Source organism: Salinicola tamaricis, assembly GCF_003006155.1.
Taxonomy (GTDB): Bacteria; Pseudomonadota; Gammaproteobacteria; order Pseudomonadales; family Halomonadaceae; genus Salinicola; species Salinicola tamaricis.
In genome coordinates this window covers 3,841,214-3,859,984 of the sequence record NZ_CP023559.1, presented here as the reverse complement: position 1 = coordinate 3,859,984, position 18,771 = coordinate 3,841,214, and the positions used below count along the sequence as shown (strand labels likewise).

16 protein-coding genes and 2 pseudogenes are annotated in these 18,771 nt (G+C 67.4%); 9 read left to right on the top strand and 9 right to left on the bottom strand.

Going from position 1 to position 18,771, the window contains the following annotated elements; genetic code table 11:
• Positions 1 to 928: 928 nt before the first annotated feature.
• Positions 929 to 1,330 carry a hypothetical protein gene (locus CN538_RS23570; protein ID WP_242495344.1) on the bottom strand — a complete coding sequence of 134 codons (402 nt, stop codon included), beginning with the start codon at positions 1,328 to 1,330 and terminating at the stop codon, positions 929 to 931.
• A 122-nt stretch (positions 1,331 to 1,452) separates the two neighbouring features.
• On the opposite strand from CN538_RS23570, the gene CN538_RS17805 reads away from it, so the two are divergent.
• The gene (locus CN538_RS17805; protein ID WP_106420298.1) at positions 1,453 to 3,294 is read left to right on the top strand and encodes an SEC-C domain-containing protein; all 1,842 of its coding nucleotides are present in this window, start codon (positions 1,453 to 1,455) and stop codon (positions 3,292 to 3,294) included.
• Between the two features lie 27 nt (positions 3,295 to 3,321).
• Here CN538_RS17805 and CN538_RS17800 read toward each other — a convergent pair whose 3' ends face one another.
• Positions 3,322 to 4,686, bottom strand: coding sequence for an AmpG family muropeptide MFS transporter (locus tag CN538_RS17800; protein ID WP_106420297.1), 1,365 nt, complete (start codon positions 4,684 to 4,686; stop codon positions 3,322 to 3,324).
• A gap of 158 nt (positions 4,687 to 4,844) precedes the next feature.
• Between CN538_RS17800 and rfaH the strand changes: the two genes are divergently transcribed.
• Together rfaH and CN538_RS17790 are read left to right on the top strand one after the other, a co-directional pair.
• Positions 4,845 to 5,381, top strand: a complete 537-nt coding sequence (gene rfaH, locus CN538_RS17795) for a transcription/translation regulatory transformer protein RfaH (RefSeq protein ID WP_106420296.1) — start codon at positions 4,845 to 4,847, stop codon at positions 5,379 to 5,381.
• A 123-nt stretch (positions 5,382 to 5,504) separates the two neighbouring features.
• A complete protein-coding gene (locus CN538_RS17790; RefSeq protein WP_106420295.1) occupies positions 5,505 to 6,023 on the top strand; it encodes an FKBP-type peptidyl-prolyl cis-trans isomerase in 519 nt (172 codons plus the stop codon).
• A gap of 22 nt (positions 6,024 to 6,045) precedes the next feature.
• Here CN538_RS17790 and CN538_RS17785 read toward each other — a convergent pair whose 3' ends face one another.
• From CN538_RS17785 to CN538_RS26545, 4 genes are all read right to left on the bottom strand, one after another.
• On the bottom strand, positions 6,046 to 6,561 hold the full coding sequence (locus CN538_RS17785) for a lytic transglycosylase domain-containing protein (RefSeq protein ID WP_106420294.1): 516 nt from the start codon (positions 6,559 to 6,561) through the stop codon (positions 6,046 to 6,048).
• A gap of 143 nt (positions 6,562 to 6,704) precedes the next feature.
• On the bottom strand, positions 6,705 to 6,845 hold the full coding sequence (locus tag CN538_RS26550; protein WP_422917528.1) for a His/Gly/Thr/Pro-type tRNA ligase C-terminal domain-containing protein: 141 nt from the start codon (positions 6,843 to 6,845) through the stop codon (positions 6,705 to 6,707).
• Positions 6,845 to 8,026 (bottom strand): proline--tRNA ligase, encoded by a 1,182-nt coding sequence (gene proS, locus CN538_RS17780; protein WP_422917527.1) that lies wholly within the window; start codon positions 8,024 to 8,026, stop codon positions 6,845 to 6,847. The genes CN538_RS26550 and proS overlap by 1 nt, the downstream gene beginning before the upstream one ends.
• Before the next feature lie 40 nt (positions 8,027 to 8,066).
• Positions 8,067 to 8,330, bottom strand: a complete 264-nt coding sequence (locus tag CN538_RS26545; RefSeq protein WP_422917526.1) for a hypothetical protein — start codon at positions 8,328 to 8,330, stop codon at positions 8,067 to 8,069.
• A gap of 719 nt (positions 8,331 to 9,049) precedes the next feature.
• Between CN538_RS26545 and CN538_RS23565 the strand changes: the two genes are divergently transcribed.
• The 3 genes from CN538_RS23565 to CN538_RS17760 all read left to right on the top strand — a co-directional run bounded on the left by CN538_RS23565 (position 9,050) and on the right by CN538_RS17760 (position 11,129).
• On the top strand, positions 9,050 to 9,262 hold the full coding sequence (locus CN538_RS23565; protein WP_242495343.1) for a YIP1 family protein: 213 nt from the start codon (positions 9,050 to 9,052) through the stop codon (positions 9,260 to 9,262).
• 214 nt (positions 9,263 to 9,476) lie between these two features.
• Positions 9,477 to 9,974 (top strand): hypothetical protein, encoded by a 498-nt coding sequence (locus CN538_RS17765; protein ID WP_106420293.1) that lies wholly within the window; start codon positions 9,477 to 9,479, stop codon positions 9,972 to 9,974.
• Positions 9,975 to 10,058: 84 nt separating this feature from the next.
• Complete coding sequence (locus CN538_RS17760; protein ID WP_106420292.1) at positions 10,059 to 11,129, top strand: zinc-binding metallopeptidase family protein; 1,071 nt, start codon at positions 10,059 to 10,061, stop codon at positions 11,127 to 11,129.
• Positions 11,130 to 11,138: 9 nt separating this feature from the next.
• Here CN538_RS17760 and CN538_RS17755 read toward each other — a convergent pair whose 3' ends face one another.
• Together CN538_RS17755 and CN538_RS17750 are read right to left on the bottom strand one after the other, a co-directional pair.
• A complete protein-coding gene (locus tag CN538_RS17755; protein WP_106420291.1) occupies positions 11,139 to 12,125 on the bottom strand; it encodes an alpha-E domain-containing protein in 987 nt (328 codons plus the stop codon).
• 3 nt (positions 12,126 to 12,128) lie between these two features.
• Positions 12,129 to 13,579 (bottom strand): annotated as a pseudogene (locus CN538_RS17750) (circularly permuted type 2 ATP-grasp protein).
• 357 nt (positions 13,580 to 13,936) lie between these two features.
• On the opposite strand from CN538_RS17750, the pseudogene CN538_RS23560 reads away from it, so the two are divergent.
• The 3 genes and pseudogenes from CN538_RS23560 to CN538_RS17735 form a co-directional block, all read left to right on the top strand.
• Positions 13,937 to 15,336, top strand: a pseudogene (locus CN538_RS23560) (circularly permuted type 2 ATP-grasp protein); the annotation flags it as partial.
• A 45-nt stretch (positions 15,337 to 15,381) separates the two neighbouring features.
• Entirely contained in the window at positions 15,382 to 16,584 is a 1,203-nt protein-coding gene (locus CN538_RS17740; protein WP_422917591.1) for an alpha-E domain-containing protein, read from the top strand.
• A 51-nt stretch (positions 16,585 to 16,635) separates the two neighbouring features.
• Positions 16,636 to 17,529, top strand: coding sequence for a transglutaminase family protein (locus CN538_RS17735; RefSeq protein WP_340638177.1), 894 nt, complete (start codon positions 16,636 to 16,638; stop codon positions 17,527 to 17,529).
• Here CN538_RS17735 and CN538_RS17730 read toward each other — a convergent pair.
• Positions 17,526 to 18,710, bottom strand: coding sequence for a benzoate/H(+) symporter BenE family transporter (locus CN538_RS17730; RefSeq protein ID WP_106420287.1), 1,185 nt, complete (start codon positions 18,708 to 18,710; stop codon positions 17,526 to 17,528). The two genes, CN538_RS17735 and CN538_RS17730, sit on opposite strands and share 4 nt — an antisense overlap.
• Positions 18,711 to 18,771 lie beyond the last annotated feature (61 nt).

Sequence of the window (18,771 nt, the reverse complement as noted above, 5' to 3'; positions counted from 1 at the left end):
CGAATGCGCAGACCGCGCCGTCCCGGCCCCAGGCGCAGGCGGGTGGTGCTGTCGGCGAGATTGGCGCTGAGCGCTTCCCAGCGCTCGGCCATGCGCAGGCGGTGAGCATGGCTGCGCCCGACCGACTCATAGGCGCTGGAGACACTCTTGTAGAGCTTGATCGCGTTGGTCAGCACCTCGGCGTTCTCGCGTAGCGTCTGGCGCTGCTCCTTGCGGCCTTGCTGGATCGCCCGCACCTGGGCATCGATGCGCGCGCTGAGGTCGTCGATCGCCGCCACGCTGTGGGCGAGCAGGGCATCGGCGCGCTGGCCGGAGACGCTCTCGGCCAGCGGTGTGGCGGAGCGTTCGGTGAGATAGGTGTTGAGCGCCTTGAGCCGTGAGAGCCCGGTGGCCTGGGCGATGCGGTGGCGGGCGCGGGCCTCCTCGAGGTTGTCGAAGGCGCGCGCCAGCTTCCAGCGTCCGCGGTACTCGAACGAGAGCACCGGGATCTGGCGGCCGCTGATCAACTCGAAGGCCAGAATCACCATCTCCTCGACGTCCTGCAGCGTCATCAGCAGATCGTTGTCGCTCTCGATCGCCGCCATCACGCGTTCGATGAAGTTCTCGTCCCGCGCTACGCCGTAGCGCGGGTCGGGGGCGTGCCCCTCGAAGCGCTCGCGCAGTAGGGTAATGGCCTGGGGCGCGAGGTCGAACAGCTCGCCGAACTGCGGCTCGATACGTTCGCGATAGCTGGCGAAGAGATCGCTGATACGGGCGTGCAGGCCGACTCGGCGGTAGACCTCGATCTGGCCGATCAGGCGTGCGCTTTCGGGGTCGTCGAGCAGCTCCAGCGCGGCCAGCTCGACGCCGGCCGGCGACAGATCCTGCTTGCGCAACAGCATGGCCGCGGCCTCGCGGCGGCGAGCGTCGCCGTCGAGGCTTTCGACGATCAGGTTGCGTGTCGCCAGCAGCAGCTCCGGTAGGGTCTGATCACCCGCTCGATACGCTGCGAGGTACGCTCGACGCGTCGGCCACGGGTCAGGTGGTGGGTCAGGTTGGCGAGTACGCCGAAGATGCCGGTGATCACCGTGAACGAGATGAAGAAGATGTAGTTCTCGATCGTCGGCGCCTTGCCGTAGCCGAGCAGATAGCCGCCCCAGGCGCCGAGCAGGGTCACCGGACCGGCGGTCCACAGGATCTGCAGCAGGCTCACGGTCCACGGCACTTTCTCCACCGCGGCGGTGATACGACGAATCTCGTCGCGTCCCTCGCGTTCCAGGCGCACCTGGGGGGTGTCGCTGGCGGTGGCGTGGGATCGGCGGCGGAGCGTGGGGGGAATCAACGAGAGCAAGCTTGCTCCTTGCAAACAGCGGCGGACACAGCGGGCGGCGGCTAACTTAGCACCCCAGGTCGAGCCTCGCCAGCGCTGTTGCCGAGCGTGCTAGGATGGGGCCAACCGGACGGAGGAACGCCATGCTGACTGCTTGGGTCGAACAGCTGCTGGGCTACGCCAGCGGCGCCCTCGAGACAATTCGCGACAACGAACACTACCCGGCACTGATGGCATGGGCACGCACGCAGGGCGCCGAGCAGTGCGGCGGCAGTCTGGACATGGCCCAGGCGCTGGCGCCGATCATCTGGAACCAGACGCCGCTGGTGCGGCGCCAGTTCGACTGCGAGCCGCTGGCCGAACCGCGCCCTGACGAACCTTGCTGGTGTGATTCGGGTCGCGCCTACCGCAACTGCTGCCGGCGGGTGGAACTGCCCAGCGCGGTGCCCACGCATCTGATGTGGATGCTGTCGCTGCGTGAATGGCGCGGCGAGACACTGAAAGCCGCGCTGGAGAGCCGCAAGGCGCCAGCGCAGGCGCTGCTCGAAGCCGGTATCGTCTCCGCCGAAAGCGGCAACAACGGCCGTGCCCAGCAGATTCTCGAGTCGCTGTTCGCCGGCGAGCGTGATTGGCAGGCGTTGGCCGAGCAGATCGAGCCAGCCTTCGAGATCCTGATCGACCTCTACCAGGAGCGCGGTTTCCTGCGCAAGCGTGCGGCGCTGATCGAGCGGGTCATCGCCAGTGGCCCCGACTTCCTCAGCGGAGCGGCCTACGAGCGGCTGTGTCTGATGCATCTCGACAGCGGTGATCTGGCCAGTGCCCGCGAGGCGTTCCAGAGTGCCCAGCGTACCCTACCGGATTCGCCGTCGCTGGCTTATATCGAGGCTATGGTGCTGCTGCACGAGGGCAACGTGGGCAAGGCGCGTCAGCGCGCGGCCTTCTGGTGGCGGCGTTTGGCGCGCCAGCATCAGGCCGACCCCGACCAGTTAGACTTCATCGCCGAGCTGGCTGACGACCCCGAGTCGACCTTGGCCGAGCAGGTAATCAATTCCGAGGAGGCCCTGGCCGGGCCGCTGACCGCGCTGCAGGCGTTGCTGCACACTCAGCAGCGGCCGCCGCGGTTGGTGCTGTCGCGCTCGCCGGAAGGGGCGCTGCTCTACGAGCCCAGCCGGCGCGAGGCGTCACTCTACGCGGGATGGATCGAAGCCTGCGAGATCGAGATCGACGAAGACGCTGCGCTCGGGTTCCTCGGCGACCCCTGGGTCACTGCCCCGCAGTGGCTTCAGGGGCTGTGCGCCAACCCCGAGTGGCTCGACGCGCCCAAGGTGATGCAGGCACTGACTCTGGCGCTGGCGAGCCGCTTCGGCAGCCTGCCGTGGATGGTCGATACCTTCTTCACCCCGCTGGCCGAGCGCTATGGCGCCTGGCTGACTCAGCTCGAGGATGCCGGCGGCACCTTCTCCTGGCACGACGCCGACAACGCCACGCTGCTGCGCACCGGTCTGGCGCTGGTGATCGGCATGGAGCGCGGTGCCGGGCCCCAGGCGCGGGCGCTGGCGCAGCGGCTGCTGGCGCTGGACGCCGAGGATAGCCTGGGCCTGCGCGAGCTGGTGATTGACCAGTTGCTGCGCGAGGGCAGCGACGACCAGGCGCTGGCGGTGAGCGAGGCCGGGCCAGAGGGTTCCGACATGCTCGGTGTGCAGATGGGGCGGGTGCTGGCGCTCTACCGTCTGGCGCGGCATGACGACGCGGTCGCGGTACTGGATGAGGTGTGCGCGGCCAACCCCTATATCGTGCGCGTGCTGTGCGAGGAGCGGCCACGTCCGGCGCGCTCGAGTGTCGATATGCCCGAGCCCGGCACTCGCGCCGAGGCTTGGCAGTATCGCCAGCTGATGCGTGACCAATGGGCGGCCTCGGATGGCGCCCTGGAGTGGCTCTCGCGCCAGCCCTGTGCGCGCACCGTCGAGCGCCGCCGTAGCCGCTGATCAGCCGGGTTGTCAGCTCCCGCCGCTTCAGCGCGGCGGCGTGTCGCGCGCGCCGCCGAGCTCGGGCAGGCGTCGGCCCAGCCACCAGGCCAGGGCAATCGCCGGCACCCCGAGCAGCCCGCTCAGCACGAAGAAGGGGGCGAAGCCTAGATTGGCTACGGCGACCCCCGAAAAGCCACCGATGAACTTGCCCGGCAGCGTCATCAGTGACGAGAACAGCGCGTACTGAGTGGCGGTGTAGGCGCGCGAGGTGAGGCTCGACAGGAAGGCAATGAACACCGTACTGGCGAGGCCGTTGGCGAGGTTGTCTCCGGTGATGGTGAGCACCAGCAGCGGCAGGCTCTGGCCGCCCAGGGCCAGCACCGCGAACGCCATGTTGGTCAGCGCCACGGCGATGCCGCCGATCACCAGCATGCGCGCCAGGCCGTAGCGCACCACCAGCAGCCCGCCGAGCACGCCGCCGCCGATGGTCATGGCGACCCCGAACACCTTGGTCACGCTGGCGATCTCGCTCTTGGTGAAGCCCAGGCTGAGATAGAGCGGATTGGCCATCGCCGCCATCACGATGTCGCCGATGCGGTAGATCGCCACGAACAGCAGCAGGGCGAAGGCCAGGCGCGCGTAACGCTGGAAAAAATCCGCCACCGGGCAGGCCACGGCGGCGATCAGCCATACCCCGGCGCGGCGCTGCCACTCGGGGCGCGAGGCGCCGGCGCGCAGGAAGTGTCTGACCCGCGGATGGAACAGTACCCGGCCCAGCCCCTGCTGGCGCGGCGGCTCGGGGCGCAGCAGCACTGTGAGCATGCCGATGCCGACCAGTGCCGCCATGCTTAGATAAGCCACCGACCAGGAGGCGGCGTCGGCGATATACAGCGCGCCGGCGCCGGCGACCACGATGCCGATGCGATAGCCGATGATATAGGTCGACGCCATCGCCGCCTGGATCTCCGCCTCCCCCGATTCGATACGGTAGGCGTCGATGACGATGTCCTGGGTCGCCGCGCCGAAGGCGGTGAGCAGGGCGAAGGCGGCGACCAGCGGCAGATGCCCCAGCGGGTCGACCCCGGAGAGCCCGACTAGGCCGGCGGCGATCAGCGCCTGCCCCAGTAGCATCCAGCTACGCCGCTGGCCGAGTGCGCGTCCCAGCAGCGGCAGGCGCACGCGGTCGACGATCGGCGCCCAGAACAGCTTGATCGAATAGAGCATGCCGATCCAGCTGAAGAAGCCGATGGCGGCCACATCGACGCCGCTGTCCTCGAGCCAGGCGGTCAGGGTGGAGAACACCAGGAGATAGGGCAGGCCCGCGGAAAACCCCAGAAACAGCAGGGTGATGACCGGGGCGCGCAGATAGACCCGGCACGATGTCAGCCAGTCGCGTGGCTCGCGTTGCATGCAACCTCCAGATAGGGTCCGCCGCGTGGCGGGCGGACGTGGTGACGCGAAAAATGCTACTCTAGCCGATCGTGTCGTGTCTGGCGCGGGGGATCTGATGACCACACTTCCCTACCCGGACACGCCACGGGATTGTGATCGCGATCAGGAAGACGAGCATGACCACGGAGTCGACGAACGACGGTGACGCGCTGCCGCGCTGGTACGTGATCCAGTGCAAGGGCGGTGAATCGTTTCGCGCCAGCGAACATCTGGACAATCAGGGTTACGAGGTGTTCCACCCGGTGCTGGAAGTGCAGAAGCGCCGCCGCGGCAAGCTGGTCTGGGTGGCCGAGCCGCTGTTTCCCCACTATCTGTTCATTCGCCTCGACCGCCTCGCCAGCAACTGGCGTCCGATTCGCTCCACCCGCGGCGTGCTTCGGCTGGTCGGCTTCGGCCACGAGCCGGTGGCGGTGCAGGATGCGCTGATCGAGACCCTGCGCGACCGGGTGGCCGCCGATACCAGCCGTGAGCGCGCCAATGTCTACTACCGGCGTGGCGACCTGGTGGAGATCACCGACGGGCCGTTTCGCGCTCTGCAGGCGATATTCGACGCCCAGAAGGGCGAGGAGCGCGCCATCGTGCTGCTCAATCTGCTGCAGCAGACCCAGCGTCTGGAGCTGCCAGTGGAGGCGCTGCGCAAGCCGGTTTCCTAGGCACTGGCTGGAAAGTACTGCGCTCGTTGACTTGTCGTACAAACCCCAGGGTTGGCAAGAGACGCCGCCCAGATTCATCTCTTTCCAGGAACCATCTTCAGCCACGACCTTCAGGAACGATCTATGACGCCACTCACCATCACGCCGGGGCGTGTCGCCACGCTGCACTATCGTTTGTGCGATGCCGATGGGCGCATCCTCGATGACTCCCGCGCGCGCCAGCAGCCGCTGAGCTATCTGCATGGCCATGCCAACCTGTTCGCGGCGCTCGAAGCGCACCTGATGGATGCGGCACCCGGTGCGCAGATGCGCGTGACACTGAGCCCCGCCGAGAGCTATGGCGAGCGTGACGAAGCGCTGGTCAGCGAGACCGCGCGCAGCGCCTTCCCCGCCGACCAGCCGCTGCAGGCGGGCGCGCGCTTCCAGGCCCAGGGGCCGGAAGGGCCGCATACGGTGACGGTGATCGCCGCCGGGGCCGACAGTGTCACCGTGGATGCCAATCATCCGCTGGCCGGGCACACACTCAGCTATGAGATAGAGATTCTCGAGGTGCGCGAGGCCACCCGTGCCGAGCGGGTCAAGGGCCATCCGCTGCCGCCGGGGACTTCGCATACCGAGGTCGAGGATCGCAAGCAAATCTGAACGGCCGCCGAGTGCGCGGCCGTTAACGCTTTACCCACCAGTAGTGATACCAGGCTGCCATCACCTGTTCCGGATAGGTGGTGCGGCCCAGGCTGCCGTTGTACCTGGCCAGGGCGCGGGTCCAGTCGCCATTCTCCCGGGACAGGTAGTGGGCGAGGATGGTGCAGCCATAGCGCAGGTTGGTGGCGACATCCTCCAGGTCGTCCTGGGGGCGGCCGATCTCGGCCTTCCAGAACGGCATCACCTGCATCAGCCCTCGGGCGCCGACACTCGAGCGGGCCGCGGGGTGAAAGCGGCTCTCGACGTCGATCAGCGCCAGCACCAGCGCCGGCGGCAGGGCGACGCGACGCGCCTCGACGTACACGCGTTGCAGCAAGCGCAAGCGCGCCTGACGATCGGGATAGGCCGTGAGGTGACGCCGGGCGAGACGCGACTGCATGTCGAGCAGCCAGACCTGGGCATCGAAGTGATCGCCGCTATCGGGCTCCGCAGCCATCGCCTGTGCCAGTGCTTGGATCAGGGCCGGGTCGGGAGGCATGTCCGCCGGGCCGATGACCGCGGCGGGTGCGGCGAGCTGGGTAGGTGGCGATGCCGCGGCCTGGGCCGCGGCGGCAGGCAGCGAGCCGGTCGCCAGCAGCAGAACTGCCAGCGGGCCGGCGAGGCTCGCCCGGTCAGGTGATGTCAGCCCAGGCGCTCGGCGAGGAACGCATCCAGATCCTCGACCGCAACCATGGTGACCTCGCTGTCGCGGCGGCCCTTGTACTCCAGCTCGCCGTTGTCCAGGCCGCGGTCGCCGATCACCAGGCGGTGGGGGATACCCATCAGTTCCTGATCGGCGAACTTGACCCCGGGGCGCAGATCGCGATCGTCGAGCAGCACATGCCGGCGTCAGTGAGGCGGGTATAGAGCGCTTCGGCGGTGTCGCGTACGCGCTCGGACTTGTGCGCGTTCATCGGCACGATCGCCAGTTGGAACGGCGCGATGGCGTCGGGCCAGATGATGCCGCCGGCATCATGATTCTGCTCGATGGCAGCGGCGACCACGCGGGTGATGCCGATACCGTAGCAGCCCATGTGCAGCGTGGCGGGCTGGCCGTTGTCACCCAGCACGGTGGCATTCATCGCCTGCGAGTATTTCTGACCCAGTTGGAACACGTGGCCGACCTCGATGCCGGGGTGATGGCGAGGGTGCCCTGGCCGTCCGGCGGGGTCGCCTTCGACCACGTTGCGCAGGTCGGCAACCTCGGGCAGCGGCAGATCGCGCTCCCAGTTGATCCCGAACAGGTGCTGGTCGTCGATGTTGGCGCCGGCGCCGAAGTCGCTCATCAGCGCCACGCTGCGGTCGATGATCAGCGGCATCGGCAGCCCCACCGGGCCCAGCGAACCGGGGCCGGCGCCCACTGCGGCGCGAATCTCGCTCTCTTCGGCCATGGTCAGCGGCGCCTTGACCTGGGGGAGATGCTCCGCCTTGATTTCGTTGAGCTGATGGTCACCGCGCACCATCAGGGCCACCAGGCCACCCTCGGCGCCATGCACGATCAGCGTCTTGACCGTTTTCTCGATCGGGAGGTCGAACCCTTCGACCAGCGCCGCAATGGTGCGCACGCCAGGGGTGGGTACCTGACGCAGGCTCTCCTGCGGGGCGCCGCGCTCGGCGCCGGCCGGGGGCATCGCTTCGGCCTTCTCGATATTGGCGGCGTCGTCCGAGCCGGTGGAGAAGATCACCGCGTCTTCGCCGGAGTCGGCGAGAACGTGGAACTCGTGGGAGCCGGTGCCGCCGATCGAGCCGTTGTCAGCGAGCACGGCGCGGAAATCGAGCCCCAGGCGGGTGAAGATGCGCACGTAGGCGTCGTACATCTTCTGGTACGAGCGCGCCAGGCCGGCTTCGTCGACGTCGAAGGAGTAGGCATCCTTCATGATGAATTCGCGTGAACGCATGACGCCGAAGCGCGGCCGGATTTCGTCGCGGAACTTGGTCTGGATCTGATAGAAGTTGGTCGGCAACTGCTTGTAGCTCGACAGCTCGCGCGCACCAGATCGGTGATCACCTCTTCATGGGTCGGGCCGACGCAGTAGTCGCGCTGATGACGATCCTTGAGGCGCAGCAGTTCGGACCGTACTGCTCCCAGCGCCCCGACTCCTGCCACAGCTCGGCCGGCTGCACCGCCGGCATCAGCACCTCCTGGGCGCCGGCCCGGTCCATCTCCTCGCGCACGATGCGCTCGACCTTGCGCAGGGTGCGCAGGCCGACCGGCAGCCAGGTATAGAGCCCCGAGGTCAGACGGCGGATCATGCCGGCCCGCAGCATCAACTGATGGCTGACAATTTCCGCATCCGCCGGCGTTTCCTTGAGGGTCGAGATCTGTAGTGGCTGGCGCGCATGGCGTGTTCGTCCTGTATTCAGCAGCGATGTCCGGGAGCGGCGGTGTACCGACTGCGGCCCGCGATGAGTCGATCGTGAGCCGGCCAGTATAGAGATGGCAGCCGCCCACGGGGAGGGGGCCGGGCAAAATCCGCTGGGTGGACGCGAGTTCGGCCTAGCCACAGGTCTACCTGCCGCTTGGCGGATTCTTTTCTATAGTGAAGTCAGGGTCGCGACCGACATCGCCCGCCGGGCGAGCGGTGGCATTCACGGAGGCCGTCGTTGGCGACCCGCGGCGGTGGAGGGCGCGTCATGATCAACATGGTCTGGGACTTCTTACGCATCCCAATCGCGAGTGGCAGGAGATCAGCAGCGAGAACGAGACCGTTTCCCACCTCTATGGACACCACGTGCTGATATTGGCGGCGGTGCCGGTGGTATGTTCGTTCATCGGCACCACGCTGGTGGGGTGCACTTCGGTACCTCGGAAACCGGCCTGGCGGAGCGCGTGCAGGTGGCGCCCTCCACAGCGGTCCTGCTCGCGATCATCTTCTATGCACTGATTCTGGCCGCGGTCTGGCTGATGGGTAACGTGGGTGCACGGCTGGCACGGCGCTATCCGTCGCGGCCGAGGTCTCAATCGTTGCGTGGTGTTTGCCGGCTACATGGCAACACCGATGTTCCTGAGCGGCATCGTCGCTCTCTATCCTATCGTCTGGCTGTGCCTGCTCGCGGGTATTGTCGGCCTCTGCTATACCGCCTATCTGCTGTTCGCCGGGTTACCGTCGTTCCTCGGCATCGACCGCGGTGAGGGTATCCGCGCCTCCAGCGCAGCGCTGCGATCGGTATCCTGGTACTGGAGGCACTGCTGGCGCTGACGGTACTGCTGTGGGGCTACGGCGCCTCGCTGGTGTGACCAGGAGGGCACCAGATGCCGGTCTTGGTGCATCGGGTTGCCGAATTGCCCTGACGCCCGCCGTGATCGGCGGGCGTTTTCCTGCCGGTCGGCGGTGGACGTCGCACGCGCGTTACTTTAGGTTAACGCTCGACCTCCTCAGGTCAGCGCTCGATTTCCACCGCAGGACCCCAACGATGTCACTGCTCGATCAGGCGCGCCGTCGCCACCATGCTCATCGCCTGTCTGACACTGTCGCTCGCGGCTGCGGTACGCTGTTCTACCCCGAACGCAAGGGCCAGCTGCCCGGGCGCATCGACCCCGGCGTGGCGATCGCCGACGGTATCGGTCTGCTGTTCTTCATCGTGCCCGGGGTGATCGCCTATGCCATCGACTTCTCCAACAACACCATCTATCTCCCCGGCGAGGCGGGAGCGGGTATCGATGCCACCCATCTCGATGACCCCGCCGATACCGCCCAGGTCGATGCGCTGCTGGCCTCACGCGGGCTGCCGCAGGGCTGGCAGGCCGAGGTAGTGCGGGTCGAACGGCCGCGAGACCTGGCCAGGCGCTGGCCTGGATCGAGGCCTCACGGCTCGATCTCGCCGCGCGCTGAGCGTAGATATCGGCAGCCGTCACGCTTGGCGCGGCGAGGCTCTGCTAAGCTCTCAGGCAGGGGCGCGGCGGCGCCCTGACGCCGCCACCGCCACGGCGCGGGGTGGCGGGGAGTCGCCAACCGGGCTGGCCGCCGCGCTCGACGCCGTTTTGAGAGAGAGTGCATGCGCACCTTCGAGTGTCACTGCTGTCAGCCGCCGAGTCGGCTCTTCTTCGACAATACCCGTTGTACCGTGTGTCATGCCGAGGTCGGCTGGTGTCCGGTGTGCTCAAGCGTGACTGCGCTGATCCCGCAGGGGGCGGAGTATCGCTGCGCTAACCCGGTGTGTGGTGTGACCCTGGTCAAGTGTTTCAACAATGCCCACCACGGCGTCTGCAACCGCCTGCTGACACCTCGGGAGGCGGCGCGCTACCAAGGCCTATGCGACTGTTGCCGCCACAACAAGGTCATTCCCGACCTCTCCATCGATGGCCACCGCGAACGCTGGGCGGCGCTGGAGGCGGCCAAGCGACGGCTGTTCTACACCCTGGACCTAATGGGCCTGCCGCATCCGGCGCCGCAGGACGAGGCGCCACTGCCGCTGCGCTTCGCCTTCATGGCCGACGCTCTGCCGGACCAGGGGCAATGGCGCGCCACCGACAGTGGGGAGACAGTGTATACCGGGCATGCCGAGGGGTTGATCACGATCAATCTCAAGGAGGCCGACGATGTCGAGCGCGAGCGTCTGCGTGTCGACCTCAACGAGCCTCTGCGCACCCTGATCGGTCACTTTCGCCACGAGATCGGGCACTACTACTGGGATCTGCTGATCAAGGGGCGCGAGGAGGCGGCGAGTCGGGCGGTGTTCGGCGATCACGACGCGCCCACCTATGCCGAGGCGCTGGCGCGCTACTATGCCGAGGGCCCTGCTGCCAACTGGTCCGAGCGCTATGTATCGGCCTACGCCACCATGCACCCGTGGGAGGATTTCGCCGAGACGTTCTCGCTCTACGAGGACATCGTCTCGGTGCTGGATACCGCCGGCGATCTGGGGCTGCCCCGGGTGGCACCGGATAGTGGTGTCGATGCCATGATTCTGGTCTTCCAGCGGGTCGGCGTCGGGCTCAACGAGCTCAACCGGGAAATGGGGCTGCTCGATGTGGTGCCGGTGATCATCACGCCGGCGATCCGCGACAAGCTGGCCTATGTCCATGACCTGGTGACCCGCGCAGCGGCCACGCCGCCGCGCGGGTGAGGGTGGCGCTCAATCGTCGTCGTCGCCGAGGGTGCGTTCCTGGGCGCTGGCAGTCTTGACCGGACGCACCACGAAGTAGGCGCCGGCGATCGCTTCATGCAGGTTGTTGAAGCCGATCTGGAACTCGTCGATGAGCTGGTGCAGCTGCTCCGGGGCGCGGGCCAGGGTCTGGACGTCGGCCTCGGCGACTTCGGCGCGTACCAGCGTCGCCACCGCCAGCGGCCTATCGTGGTTGGGCAGGGTCTGCAGCTCCCAGCTGACCTCCTCGAGGCTGCGCAGTACCGAGCGCGGCAGGTCGTGGTTCTGGAGCAGAAAGCGCAGCACGTCGGGTCCGCGCACTCGCAGCCTGACCGCTTGGCGGTACATCTGGTAGGCGGTGAGCGATTTGAGCACGCTCATCCACTGCAGGTGCTCGAACGGTATCAGCTCTTCGGGATTGCGCGGCAGCAGGTTGTCCGAGCGCACGTCGAGTATCCGTGTGGTCATGTCGGCGCGTTCCAGATGCCGCCCCAGTGAGAGGAAGGTGCGTGCTTCGGTGTGGCTCAGGGTGCCTTCGATCAACCCGGTAAGCGTCTGGCAGGCGCGCACCACGCTCTTGAGGAAGGCGTCGCGATGGCGTGGCTTGAGCCCGCCCTGGGTCTGCTCCTGGATCTCCAGATAGCACTGGTTGATCTCCTCCCAGATCTCCCGCGGTACCACGTCGCGGGTGGTGCGCAGATTTTCGCGCGCGTTGGCCAGGGAGGAGAGAATCGAACCGGAGTGCTCCCGCGACAGGCACAGAAAGTCGATCACGTTGCGCTCGCTGCGCTCGCTGTAGAGCGCATCGAAGGTCTCTTCGCTACTGGTGATATCGATCAGGGTCGACCAGCTCAGCGCAGCGCGTGCCGGCATATCGAGCAGCAGGTTGCTGTTGACGCTGATCAGTCGCGCGGTGTCCTCCGCGCGCTCCACATAGCGGGCCATCCAGTACAGGTTTTCGGCGACGCGTGACAGCATGGCTCAATCCTCCTCGGTATCGACGATCCAGGTATCCTTGCTGCCCCCGCCCTGGGAGGAGTTGACCACCAGTGAATCCTTGATCAGCGCCACCCGGGTCAGCCCGCCCATGGTGACGTGGGTCTCCGGTCCCGAGAGAATGAAAGGGCGCAGATCCACGTGGCGCGGTTCGGGGGCGCCGTCGAACAGGGTCGGTGCGGTGGAGAGTGCCAGGGTCGGCTGCGCCATGTAGTTGCGCGGGTCGGCCTCGATGCGCTCGGCGAAGGCGGCGCGCTCTGCCGCGGTCGAGCGCGGGCCGATCAGCATGCCGTAGCCGCCGGACTCGTTGGCCGGCTTGACCACCAGCTCGTCGAGGTGGTCGAGCACGTAGCGGCGGTCGTCGTCGAACATGCACAGGTAGCTGGGCACGTTCGGCAGCGTCGCCTCCTGGTCGAGATAGTAGCGAATCAGCTTGGGCACGAAGGCGTAGACCACCTTGTCGTCGGCGACGCCGGCGCCGGGGGCGTTGGCCAGCGCCACCTTACCGGCGGCCAGGCGCGCATCAGCCCCGGCGTACCGAGCATCGAGTCGGGGTAAAAGGCTTCCGGGTCGAGGAATAGATCGTCGATACGGCGATAGATCACGTCGACCCGCTTGAGCCCGTCGACGGTGTGCATGTAGACCACGTCATCGTCGTCGACGATCAGATCGGAGCCCTGAACCAGCTCCACCCCCATCTGCTGCGCCAGATAGGCGTGCTCGTAGTAGGCGGAGTTGTAGATGCCGGGGGTCAGCACCACGATCTGCGGCTCGTCGCCGGGACGCGGCGAGAGGCTGGCCAGGGTGTCGTAGCTGCGCCGGATAGTCATCCACCGGCAGGATACGCCCGGTCTGGAACAGCTCCGGCAGCACGCGCTTGGTCACGTTGCGGTTCTCGAGCATGTAGGAGACGCCGGAGGGAACACGCAGGTTGTCCTCGAGCACGTAGACCGTACCGTCGCCGTCGCGCACCAGGTCGGAGCCGCAGATATGGGCCCAGATCCCGTGGGGCGGATCGATACCGCAGCACTGCGGGCGGAAGTTGACCGACTGGGCCAGGATCTCGCCGGGCAGGATACCGTCCTTGATCACCTTCTGGTCGTGATAGAGGTCGTCGATGAACAGGTTGAGGGCATCGACGCGCTGCTTCAGGCCCGCCTCGATGCCGCGCCATTCACTGGCGGGGATGATCCGCGGCACGATATCGAACGGCCAGGCGCGGTCGATGGTGCTGCCTTCGGAGTAGACCGTGAAGGTGATCCCCATGGTGCGGATCGCCACCTCGGCGGCCAGCTTGCGCTCGTTGAGTTCGCGTGGGGTGAAGCTCTCCAGCATATCGCACAGCGGTGCCGCCGCCGGCCGCGGTGTGCCGCTCGCGGCGATCAATTCGTCGTAGAAGTCTCTGCCGGGTACTGCTGCCAATCCACATTGCCCATCGCTCAAGCTCCTGCCGGCGAATCGGTCTGGCCGGTCATCGTGTTGTTGTGTCGTGGTCTCAGCATAGTGAGCGCCGGCCCAAACTGTCACCTGCGATGTGCGGCGGTGGTCACTGAGTTGTCGCGCCTTCGCGGGCCGGGTTTCGGAGTGCAAGGGCGTGGTGAGAGTGGGGGCGGGTGACCCGGCTGCAGTCAGAGCGCCAGCGGCCGATAAAGTGATCAGAGGTGACGCCGGCAGATGGTGGGATTAAGCTGGCGCCAGTGCGTGTGGCGGAAGTTGACGCGCATCACCGTCGGCCTGGTGTAGCGGGTCGGCGTCCCACGTGAGACTGGTCGGGCCGCCCCTGGGTGGTTCGCATGGTCCGGCAGGAGGCCGGATTCGACGCTGGCCGGATGTGCCCGAGCAAAGGTAGCAAGGCAGCGATGGCTGAGATCGATACCCTCACCAGGCCCTGGCTGGGCGACTATGAGGCCGAGTCGGGCTTTGATCTACTGGTGACCCCTCGCGGTTCGCTGCGGCGACGCTGGCAGCCGCTGCTGACTGCGCTGGAAAGCCTCGACCGTGACACCATGGCTCAGCGGGTCGAGGAAATTCAGCGCCTGCTGCATGAAAACGGCGTCACCTACGGGCGCTCGGCCGATGACCCCGAGAGCCTGCGCCAGTGGCGGCTCGACCCGCTGCCGCTGGTGATCACGCCGAGCGAGTGGCAGAACCTGGAAGGCGCGCTACTTCAGCGCATGCGCCTGCTCGACGCGCTGCTAGTGGATATCTATGGCCCCCGGCGCATGCTCGAGGAGGGCGTGCTACCCGCCGATGCGTTGTTCGCCAACCCGGGGTTTCTGCTTGCCTGCGACCGTCTCTACGGCAAGCGAGGGCCGGCGCTGTCACTGCTGGCGGTGGATCTGAGCCGCGACAGTGATGGTCGCTGGTGCGTGCTCGCCGATCATCTGCAGACACCGGCCGGCATGGGCTTCGCGCTGGAGAATCGGATCGCCATGGCGCGCGCCTTCCCCGGTGTTTATCGCAACGCCCCGCTGCGCCGTCTGGCGGGCTTTCTCGAGCGTCAGCACCACGCCCTGGGCGCACTTTCGCCGCTGACGCTGGACCAGCCGCGAATTGCGCTGCTGGCGCCGGGTGCGGCGCATGCCAGCCATTTCGAACACGCCTATCTGGCCAACTATCTCAACCTGGCGCTGGTCGAGGGCAGCGACCTGGTGGTGCGCGACGCGCGGGTTTGGATGCGCACCCTGGGCGGGCTGGAGCCGGTGGACGTGCTGCTCAAGCAGATCGGCGACGCCTGGAGCGACCCGCTGGAGCTGGAGGCCGACTCGCTGATCGGTGTGCCGGGCTGCTGGCAGCGATTCGCGGTGGCGGCGTCGGGGTGGCCAACCCCCCGGGGGTCGGCGTGCTCGAGAATCCGCTGATCGCGGCTTATCTGCCGCGTCTGTGCGAGCGCCTGCTGGGCGAGCCGCTGGCGATGGCGGGGCCCGAGTCGCACTGGTGCGGCGAGGCGGCGGGGCTGGCCTGGGCACTTGCCGACTTCGAGCGCCTGCGCTTTCAGCGCGTCGACGTTGCCCACCCGATCAGCGAACCCAAAACATTATCGCCGTCAGCGCGAGCGGCACTGCGCGAGGCGCTGGTGGCGAACCCCGAGTGCTATGTGGCGTCGTGTCCGCTGGAGGGCGCCACGGCGCCGTTCATGACTCATGTCGGCGGTGCGCTGACGCCGGCGACCTTCAATCTGCGTTGCTTCGTGCAGGCACGCTATGACGACCAGCGCCGGCCCGCGGGCTTCGAAGCGATGCCGGGCGGAGTGGCGTGGCAGGGGCTGCCCGGGGCAGATATGGCGACCAGCCAGTGCGTCAAGGACGTGTGGGTCAGCGCGACCTCGCCGCAGCCCCACGTCAGCCGCCTGCGGCGCGCGTCGCAGCCATTAGCGGTCACCCGCGACGGCGCCGACATGCCCAGCCGGGTGGCCGAGAGCCTGTTCTGGCTGGGGCGCTACGGCGAGCGCCTGGATGGCCACGCGCGGCTGCTAAGAGAAGCGATCTATCGCCTGATGGAACAGGATCAGGAGAGCCTCGCCGACCCGGCGCTGGACGATCTGCTCCAGCTGCTGGGCCTCGAGCGGGGGCTGGCCGATCCTGTGCAGAGCCGTTTCCAGCACGACCGCGAGCAGCTCCTGTCGCTGTTCAAGGAGGGCCATCCAGAAGCACTGCCCAGCCTGCTGGCACGGCTGGTGGCCAATGGCCGGGCAGTGCGCGACCATCTCGGCGACGACGCCTGGCGAGTCTTCAACCAGTTGCATCAGGAGGGCGTGCGACTGCCGCAGGCGGGCATCCATGAGGGGCGGCGCGCGGTGGAAGCGCTGATCACCCAGTCGGCGGCGTTCTTTGGCTTCTGCAACGAGACCATGCCGCACCATTACGGCTGGCGTTTCCTCGATATCGGGCGCTTCATCGAGCGCGCCATGCTCACCCTGCGGCTGCTGCGGGTGGCGCTGATCGAGGCGCCCCAGGCCGCGCCCGAGGGCGATGGCGGGTCGGCCGCCGGTGACGGCCTGTGGGAGGTGGTGCTGGCGACCACTGACAACGCCAGCGCTTACCGCCGACGTTATCGTAGCGAGCTGTACCCGGCGGCGATCCTCGATCTGCTGCTGTTCGATGAAGGCAATCCGCGTTCGATCGGCTATATGTTCAAGCGTCTGGAGCGCCAGATCACGCATCTGCCGCAGCCACAGGATACGCCCTATCGCAGCGACGAGGCGCGGTTGCTGATCCGTGCGCGTGCCGCGCTGCATCTGGCGGATCTCGACGCGCGCCGAGAGTGCTCTGTTGCCGCAGGCCAGGCAGACGCTGGCAACCTTGCTGGATGCCCTGGCCGAGCCACTGGCGGCGCTGTCCCAAGCGATCGAGCACAGCCACTTCAGCCATGCCGAAGCGCCGCGCCAGCTGATTCCGATGCAGGCGCCCTGAGCGCACCGCGAAGCGCGGATTGCCGCTAACCTGACCGGTGTGTCGGCCACGGTCCTGGGTTGACTAGAGAGGAGCCGCGGGTGTCGCTAGAGAGAGAAACGGATTTCATGCGCTATCGCGTCAGCCACAGTACCCGTTACGACTATGCTGCGCCGGTCTCGCTGTGCCACAACGAGGCGCGCCTGACGCCGCGGCGCTTGACCTGGCAGCTGCCCGAGCCGACTCGCCTGACGGTGACGCCGGCGCCGGCCGTGCTGCAGACCCGGCGCGACGTATTCGGCAACGAGGTCAACTACTTCAGCGTCCAGGAGGTGCATCAGCGCCTGACGGTGGTCGCTGAAACCTGTCTCAGCGCCGGCGCCCGCCCGCAGCCGCCTTCCGTCGGTCCTTGGGAGGCGGTGCGCGAGACCAGCCGCGAGCGGGTGGCGTGCCGGCTCTATCAGCTAGACTCGCCGTTCGTTACCCGTCACGCGGCGCTTTATGACTTCGCCGCCACCAGCTTCACCCCGGGGCGGCCACTGCTCGAGGCCGCCGCCGAGCTCAACCAGCGTATCTTCGAAGGTTTCGTCTACGATCCCGGTTACACCACGCTGGCGACACCGGTGCTTGAGGTGCTCGAGGCGCGCCGCGGGGTGTGCCAGGACTTCGCCCACCTGATGGTCGCCTGTCTGCGCTCACTGGGGCTCGCCGCGCGCTATGTCAGCGGTTATCTCGAAACGCGACCGCCGCCGGGGCAGCCGCGGCTGGTGGGGGCGGACGCCTCCCATGCCTGGAGTGCGCTCTATCTGCCTGGTTGGGGCTGGCTGGAGTTCGATCCGACCAACGGTACGCTGCCCGGCGAGCGGCATCTGATCACCGGCTGGGGCCGCGACTACGGCGACGTGCCGCCGCTCAAGGGAGTGATGAGCGGCGGCGGCTCGCATGCGCTCGAGGTGGCGGTGGACGTGGAGCCGCTGACCGCCGACCCTGTCTAAGATCGTGAGTGGCGGCGACAACCGGCGATGCCCAGCGCCAGCATGCCGGCGACCAGCCCCCAGAAGGCCGCGCCGATGCCGAACAGGCTCACCCCGGAACCGGTGACAAGGAAGGTGATCAACGCCGGCTCGCGCTGGGCCTCCTCGCGCAGTGCCCGGTGCAGGCTGCCGGCGATGGTCGGCAGCAGCGCCAGGCCGGCCAGGGCCACGACCAGCTCCCGCGGCAGAGCGTCGAACAGGCTTCCGATCGAACCACCGCACACCGCTGCGAGCAGATAGAAAAGCCCCGCCCAGACCGCGGCCGGATAGCGCCGGGTCGGATCGGCGTGGACGTCACCGCCCATGCAGATCGCCGCGGTGATGGCGGCGAGGCATACGCTGAAGACCCCGAAGGGGGCCAGCAGCAGCGTGGCCAGGCCGGTCCAGATCATCAGCGGCGAGATCGGGGTGTCGTAGCCCGCGGCACGCAGCGTGGCGACGCCGGGCGCGTTCTGTGAGGCCATGGTGACCACGAACAGGGGCAGGCCGATGCCAAGCAGGCTGGCGAGACTGAAATGGGGGGTGACGGGTAACGGCAGCGCGAACGACCAGCGTGCCGCTGAGGTATCGATCTTGCCCAGCGCGGCGGCGCACGCGAGCCCCAGTGTCAGCACCAGCAGGATGGCGTAGCGGGGCAGCCAGCGCTTGGCGATCAGATAGGTCGCCAGCATGACCAGCACCAGTGTGAACTCGTGGCCCAGCGAGACGAAGGCATCGAGACCGAAGCGTAGCAGCACGCCGGCCAGCATCGCCGCTGCGATCGATTGCGGAATCACCTGCATCAGCCGCGCGAACCAGCCGGTGATGCCGCAGATCAGTACCAGCAGGGCGCAGAACATGAATACCCCGATCGCTTCGTTGAGCGAGCTGCCGGGCAGGCTGACCGCGAGCAGCGCGGCGCCGGGTGTCGACCAGGCGGTGAGAATCGGCTGGCGATAGCGCAGCGAAAGCCCGATCGAGGTGATGCCCATCGCCAGCCCCAGCGCGCTCAACCAGGCCCCGATCTGGCCCGGCGAGACCCCCGCGGCGGCGGCGGCCTGGAAGATGATGATCGCAGAGCTACTGTAGCCGACCAGGACGGCGACGAAACCGGCGGTGACGTGGGCGGGGCTGCTGTCGCGCCAGAAGGTTGAGTTGGGCATGCGGGATCTCGAAAATGATTCGTGCGTTATAGCGCACGAATTCTGTAGAGGCAATGTGCGT

Coding starts and splice junctions, on each gene's coding strand:
- CN538_RS17805 (WP_106420298.1), top strand. CDS start 1,453: ATGCTGACTGCTTGGGTCGAACAGCTGCTGGGCTACGCCAGCGGCGCC.
- CN538_RS17800 (WP_106420297.1), bottom strand. CDS start 4,686: ATGCAACGCGAGCCACGCGACTGGCTGACATCGTGCCGGGTCTATCTG.
- rfaH (WP_106420296.1), top strand. CDS start 4,845: ATGACCACGGAGTCGACGAACGACGGTGACGCGCTGCCGCGCTGGTAC.
- CN538_RS17790 (WP_106420295.1), top strand. CDS start 5,505: ATGACGCCACTCACCATCACGCCGGGGCGTGTCGCCACGCTGCACTAT.
- CN538_RS17785 (WP_106420294.1), bottom strand. CDS start 6,561: ATGCCTCCCGACCCGGCCCTGATCCAAGCACTGGCACAGGCGATGGCT.
- CN538_RS26550 (WP_422917528.1), bottom strand. CDS start 6,845: ATGGGTATCCCCCACCGCCTGGTGATCGGCGACCGCGGCCTGGACAAC.
- CN538_RS26545 (WP_422917526.1), bottom strand. CDS start 8,330: ATGCTGCGGGCCGGCATGATCCGCCGTCTGACCTCGGGGCTCTATACC.
- CN538_RS23565 (WP_242495343.1), top strand. CDS start 9,050: ATGGCAACACCGATGTTCCTGAGCGGCATCGTCGCTCTCTATCCTATC.
- CN538_RS17765 (WP_106420293.1), top strand. CDS start 9,477: ATGTCACTGCTCGATCAGGCGCGCCGTCGCCACCATGCTCATCGCCTG.
- CN538_RS17760 (WP_106420292.1), top strand. CDS start 10,059: ATGCGCACCTTCGAGTGTCACTGCTGTCAGCCGCCGAGTCGGCTCTTC.
- CN538_RS17755 (WP_106420291.1), bottom strand. CDS start 12,125: ATGCTGTCACGCGTCGCCGAAAACCTGTACTGGATGGCCCGCTATGTG.
- CN538_RS17740 (WP_422917591.1), top strand. CDS start 15,382: ATGCCGGGCGGAGTGGCGTGGCAGGGGCTGCCCGGGGCAGATATGGCG.
- CN538_RS17730 (WP_106420287.1), bottom strand. CDS start 18,710: ATGCCCAACTCAACCTTCTGGCGCGACAGCAGCCCCGCCCACGTCACC.